This window comes from Rhizobium azibense (assembly GCF_004342325.1).
GTDB classification, from domain to species: Bacteria; Pseudomonadota; Alphaproteobacteria; order Rhizobiales; family Rhizobiaceae; genus Rhizobium; species Rhizobium etli_B.
On record NZ_SMBJ01000035.1, the window covers coordinates 1 to 5,261 of the forward strand.

Annotated in this window: 4 protein-coding genes; 3 read left to right on the forward strand and 1 reads right to left on the reverse strand. The window is 57.3% G+C overall.

Annotated elements, in window-relative coordinates; translation table 11 throughout:
* Window positions 1-324: 324 nt before the first annotated feature.
* Window positions 325-765 (reverse strand): Tn3 family transposase, encoded by a 441-nt coding sequence (locus tag EV130_RS34360; protein ID WP_004676276.1) that lies wholly within the window; start codon window positions 763-765, stop codon window positions 325-327.
* A gap of 792 nt (window positions 766-1,557) precedes the next feature.
* Between EV130_RS34360 and EV130_RS33935 the strand changes: the two genes are divergently transcribed.
* From EV130_RS33935 to EV130_RS32265, 3 genes are all read left to right on the forward strand, one after another.
* Entirely contained in the window at window positions 1,558-1,683 is a 126-nt protein-coding gene (locus EV130_RS33935; RefSeq protein ID WP_004676277.1) for a hypothetical protein, read from the forward strand.
* A 114-nt stretch (window positions 1,684-1,797) separates the two neighbouring features.
* The gene (locus tag EV130_RS32260; RefSeq protein WP_008533948.1) at window positions 1,798-2,883 is read left to right on the forward strand and encodes an HlyD family secretion protein; all 1,086 of its coding nucleotides are present in this window, start codon (window positions 1,798-1,800) and stop codon (window positions 2,881-2,883) included.
* 27 nt (window positions 2,884-2,910) lie between these two features.
* Complete coding sequence (locus EV130_RS32265) at window positions 2,911-5,058, forward strand: peptidase domain-containing ABC transporter (RefSeq protein ID WP_004676279.1); 2,148 nt, start codon at window positions 2,911-2,913, stop codon at window positions 5,056-5,058.
* Window positions 5,059-5,261: the final 203 nt, after the last annotated feature.

Here is a 5,261-nt window from a genome sequence, read left to right on the forward strand (position 1 = left end):
GCGACGCTTTCATCGTCTTCTGGTCCCTTTCCCAGCCAGGAAAATGCACCGGAAAACTCTAACCAAAACTGGTCCAGTTTGAAGGGTTCAGATCAAAGTGCACAAGATGGTGGCGAATGGGAACGTAGGGTCGTCGCCTCGATCGCCAAGAAATTGAAAAGGGGCCAGCGAGGAGCGCCTTTTGGCTCGCATCGCCGGGTCCGCGATCAAGGCCCTCGACGGAGCGGTGCCGAAATTGCCGAACAGGCGATACTTTCGGCTCTGGTCCGCAAATACAAGACTGGCGGTTCCTAAGCAGCGAGCCCAGGCGGTGCCACGTTCCTCCTACGGCATTTCATTATCCACGCATGTTGCCGAGGCTGCTGAGCCTGCTCGAATTCCGGAATAATGCAGCACATCGGGTCCGCCATCGCGGCGCTGGAATGGCTCAAGCGTCTGATCGACGAGGACGACAGACGGATCGACCCGTATCGATCCGAGACCTGGCTGTAGGCCTGAAGGCCTAGCATCCTGCCGTATTTCACGTTTACCAGGGCGTCGCCTTGCGCTGTGGCGGCAAATAATAGGCCGTCGCTCGAAGCCGGAGTGCCCATGGATCGGTAACCCCGCCTGCGCCTCGACCACCCTGGCTAGCGCCCGGTCGTAGGCTTCGCTCTCGACATGCCACTGTCGAACACGGATTAACACCCACAAGGTGTGGGTGTCTGTGGCATCGGCCATCATGCGCAGGCCAAAGCTAGTCTCTTCTGCGAGGATGACGTTCATCGCAGGGCGCTCCTGTACGCAGATGACTGAATGCTTCGCAGAAGCCAGTCGCAGCATCCACGTCTGGACGTCGCCTTCGCAATCGAGCCGCCCGGAATCGTAACAGCCCGAGCTGGCGCGGCCAAGCTCGCGTAACCGGATGTCGAGGTGAGCTTGAGATTTGCCAGCTATCCTCCTGTCGCAACGGCCCCGCGAGACGATCGCTGTCGGCCACAGCCTGGGCCGGAACAAGTGCAGGTCTGAGATCGCCATAGCGTCGGGACCCGCCCAAGCATTGTCCAATAGGTCTCGTGTTTCTTTTCGCATCCGGTGGATCTTTTACTTGACACATCCGGCCATAGCATCTGCCAATAGGGACAAGGCCCGCGGCACCAAGCGGCGCATCCGCGCCCACTATCGTGCGGAGGGCCACTAACAATTCACCAGGTTTCAGAGTGAATCAGCAGCAACAAAAATCGACGGCAAACTCGATGGGGGCTACGCGGATGGGGGCGCGCTTACTGAGCGCCGAGTCTCAACTGTACCGTCGCCACCGAACTTTGGAGCTGTCGATCCTGTTCAGGACGTTCATTCAGAACCCTACTCGGTTTGTCGTGCTTGCGACAGCGTGATGTGCGGTTTGGCACGTCTCGGCGCTCTAGGGCAGCCATTGAATAACATACAGAACAGTTTTCTGATGCTTTTCGCTCCTTCTGCATTGGCACGAATCTTGAACCTTTTTGTTGCGCGCCGCTAGGAGCTCCCAACGGGGGCCTTGGCATCTTCTCAATCCAGCTCTGAACGGAGACACCAATGATGAACAACATGGCAGCCTATCGTGTAACCGAATTAACCCCTCAAGAAGCAGCTGAAACCTCCGGAGGTTGGTATTTTTGGGTTTACTTGTTTTTGCGACGTTACGGACACTTGTTTGGTTGATAAGCGAGCTGGCTCTCGATGGCTCCTAGTGACTACAGACTAGCAGTTCCCCTTTCTGCTGAAACGGCCAGCTGCACCGCAGAAAGCATACTGGCGCGACGATCAGGACGATCCTTGAGCATTTATAGGGCGATCTTGCTCTTCGTCGCCGCGGCATTTGGCTCACTGCCACTCGTTACCATACCGGTCTCCATGCAGAGTGTCGGTACTATTCGCCCGATCGTGGAGAAGACGCCCCTGATAGCGCCCGTCTCCGGACGCATCTCCCGTGTCCTTGCCTTTGAGAACGATGTCGTTGCTAAGGGGAAGGAAATAATCGCCTTTGACGATCATGTAATCGAGGAAAAGCTCAGCGGGGTTTTAGCCGACATTCATGCCAAGAGCGATCTTGCCCATGACTTCCAAACGCTGATTTCTTCCGGCGCAAGGCTCAGCGTCTCGCCCCCCCTCCAAACCGAATCCGCGACGGCTGAAAGGGTGCATTTTCTCAACTTGCTGCGCGAGAACCAAAATGCGCGCAGTAACGCCGCGGCGGAACTCGACCGCGCAAAGCGACTTGTCTCGGCTGCTGCGGCGCCGGCGAAGACCGTTGACGAGAAGGCTTTCGCTCTCCAAAATATCGAGGTCCAAGGCGAGATCCTCGTGCGACGCAAAACCGCTGATTGGAACCAGAAGCTCCTTGATGCTAACCTGCGCTTAAAGGAACTCACGGCCACCTTGCATCAGCTCGAGCACGAACGGGACCTGCACCGCATCCGCGCCCCAGTATCGGGTGCTCTCGAGCAGTTCTCCGGCCTCGCGCACGGAAGCTACGTGCAGAGCGGGCAAACCGTTGGTTGGATCTCGCCGAACGACGATCTGGTGGCGGAAATCTACGTCTCCCCCAACGACATTGGCTTTGTGCAGCCTGGTCAGCCGGTGCGGCTCCAAGTGGATGCCTTTAACTACAACCAATGGGGTGTCATCAAAGCAAGGGTGGTCGAGGTGGCGCAGGACTTCACTCTGCATGACGGGAACCCGGTCTTCAAGGTCCAGTGCGCGCTCTCTCGCAGCGAACTCGCGCTGAAAAGCGGGGCCATCGGCCACCTGAAGAAAGGCATGACCGTGCGGGCTCGCTTTCTGTTGGCCAATCGCACTCTCCTGCAACTGCTCTACGACGAGGCAGACGATTGGCTCAACCCGATGCTGGCGGGGCGCTAATATTGTCCCAACAGCCAGCGAGCCTCCATGTCGAGTAAGGCCATTAAGTTCAAACAGCGTGACATCACGGATTGCGGCGCCGCCAGCCTCGCATCTGTCGCAGCCTTCTATGGCTACAAGTTGCCATTGGCGCGCATCCGCCAGTATGCGTCGACCGACCGCTCCGGTACGAGTGTGCTGGGGCTCACGGAAGCGGCGCAGAAGCTGGGCTTCATCGCGAAAGGCGTCAAAGGTGGCTTCGACAGCCTGTACAAGATCCCCAAGCCCGCTATCGCGCACGTCGTCAAGGAGGACCTGCACCATTTCGTAGTGGTCCATGCGATCGACGCCAAGTGGGTCATCGTCATGGACCCGGCCTTGGGCGAAATCTGCAAAGTGCCGCATCAGGAATTCATGGAGCAATGGACCGGCGTTCTGGTTTTGCTGGTTCCGGCAGACACATTCAATCGTCGAGACGAGACCACGTCGCCCCTCGCCCGATTCGCCCGCCTACTCGCGCCACACCGCACGGTGATGGCGCAGGCTCTCGTCGGCGCTCTTGTGACGACCGTCCTCAGTCTCTCGACGGCGATCTACGTTCAGAAGATCGTTGATCACGTGATCCCAGCGGGAAACCGCAACCTGCTCAACTTGATGAGCATCGCAATGCTGCTGATCCTAGCGATACAGATCCTGATCAACCTCCTAAGAGGCCGACTCGTCCTGCAGACGGGGCAGAAGATCGACGTATGCTTGATCCTCGGCTATTACAATCACATCCTGGCCCTGCCCCAGAAGTTCTTCGATAGCATGCGCATGGGAGAAATCGTGTCGCGCATGAACGACGCTGTGAAAATCAGGAGCTTCCTGAACGACGTTTCGATAAACATGTTTGTTGACATTTTAATGATACTGTTCTCGTTCGGAATGATGTTCATCTATTCCTGGAATATTGCTTTGATCGTGGCGCTCGCCATTCCAATGTACATCCTGGTATATTGGGCCATCAATCGGATGAATCGAAATCTCCAACGAGTCATCATGGAAAATGACGCCAAACTCGAGGCGCAACTGGTAGAATCACTCGGAGCTGTCTCCACCATTAAGACTTCCGGCGTCGAGAGCTTCGCAAACTTCAAAATGGAGACCCGCTTCGTAAAGATGCTGCATTCCGTCTACAGCTCCGGGCTGATCTCAATCTGCGGCGACAACGCCTCGACGTTGCTGTCGGTCCTGTTCACCATCGTGCTGATGTGGTTTGGAACCACGCTTGCGCTCGAACAGGCCGTCACGCCCGGCGAATTGCTGTCCTGCTATACGTTGCTTGGCTATATCACCCGGCCGGTCGCCCGCCTGATCCAGACCAACCGGATCGTTCAAGACGCGTTTATCGCGGCGGATAGACTTTTCGAGATCTTTGAACTGGAGTCGGCAAGCAGCAGCGGCATCGATGCTACGAAGACCGATCTCGGAGATATTCGCCTGGAGAACGTCACATTCCGCTATGGCGCGCAGGCGGAGGTTTTCAGCGATCTAAGCGTCTCCTTTCGCCAAGGAGAGTTGACGGCCGTCGTGGGTGAGAGCGGCTCGGGCAAAAGCACCCTTGCGGCTCTGCTGCAGAATGTCTACCAGCTTGAGGATGGATGCATTCGGATCGGCCAATATGCCCTCCAGGATTTCTCGAGCGCATCACTGCACAAGGTCATGGCTGCAGTACCGCAATCGATAGACGTCTTCTCCGGTTCCGTGATCGAGAACATCGCCCTGGGCGAGTTCGAACCGGAGTTCGATAAGATCGTACGCATCTGTGATCGAATAGGACTGCGGGAGTGCATCGAGCGCTGGCCCGGGCGGTTCCAGGCCCATCTGGGCGAGAACGGGGTTCGCCTCTCCGGAGGTGAGAAGCAGCGCCTCGCATTGGCTCGGGCCCTGTACCGGGATCCCGACGTTCTAATCCTTGACGAAGCGACCTCCTCTCTGGACTCGGCAGCCGAAGAATTTGTGCTGCGGGTTGTTGAGGATCTGTCTCGCGCTGGGAAGACCATCATAGTCATCACTCATCGGTTGAGCACCGTTCGTGGGGCGGACAATATTGTGGTCCTGGACAAGGGGCGGGTCATTGAGGAGGGAAAGCACGCTGACCTAGTGAGAACTGATGGCCCTTACGCTCGATTATGGCGGGCGCCAAGGTCGTGATCCGTGTAGGCCCTGTCGGCTCGAGGATTGAAAACGGTTGTGAACGTCACGGTTAAGCAGCATGGCAACATTGTCGGCTGTGAACTTGAAGCGGCGGTGATCGGAACGTGGGCGATGGACTTCGTTCACGACCAACTCGCAACGGGTAAGAAACTGCGCGTGCTGACGGTGGTCGACACCTTCTCGCGCTACGTGCCGGTGCT

Excerpts from the sequence above, each read along its gene's own strand:
- EV130_RS34360 (WP_004676276.1), bottom strand. The coding sequence starts at position 765 with ATGAACGTCATCCTCGCAGAAGAGACTAGCTTTGGCCTGCGCATGATG.
- EV130_RS33935 (WP_004676277.1), top strand. The coding sequence starts at position 1,558 with ATGATGAACAACATGGCAGCCTATCGTGTAACCGAATTAACCCCTCAA.
- EV130_RS32265 (WP_004676279.1), top strand. The coding sequence starts at position 2,911 with ATGTCGAGTAAGGCCATTAAGTTCAAACAGCGTGACATCACGGATTGC.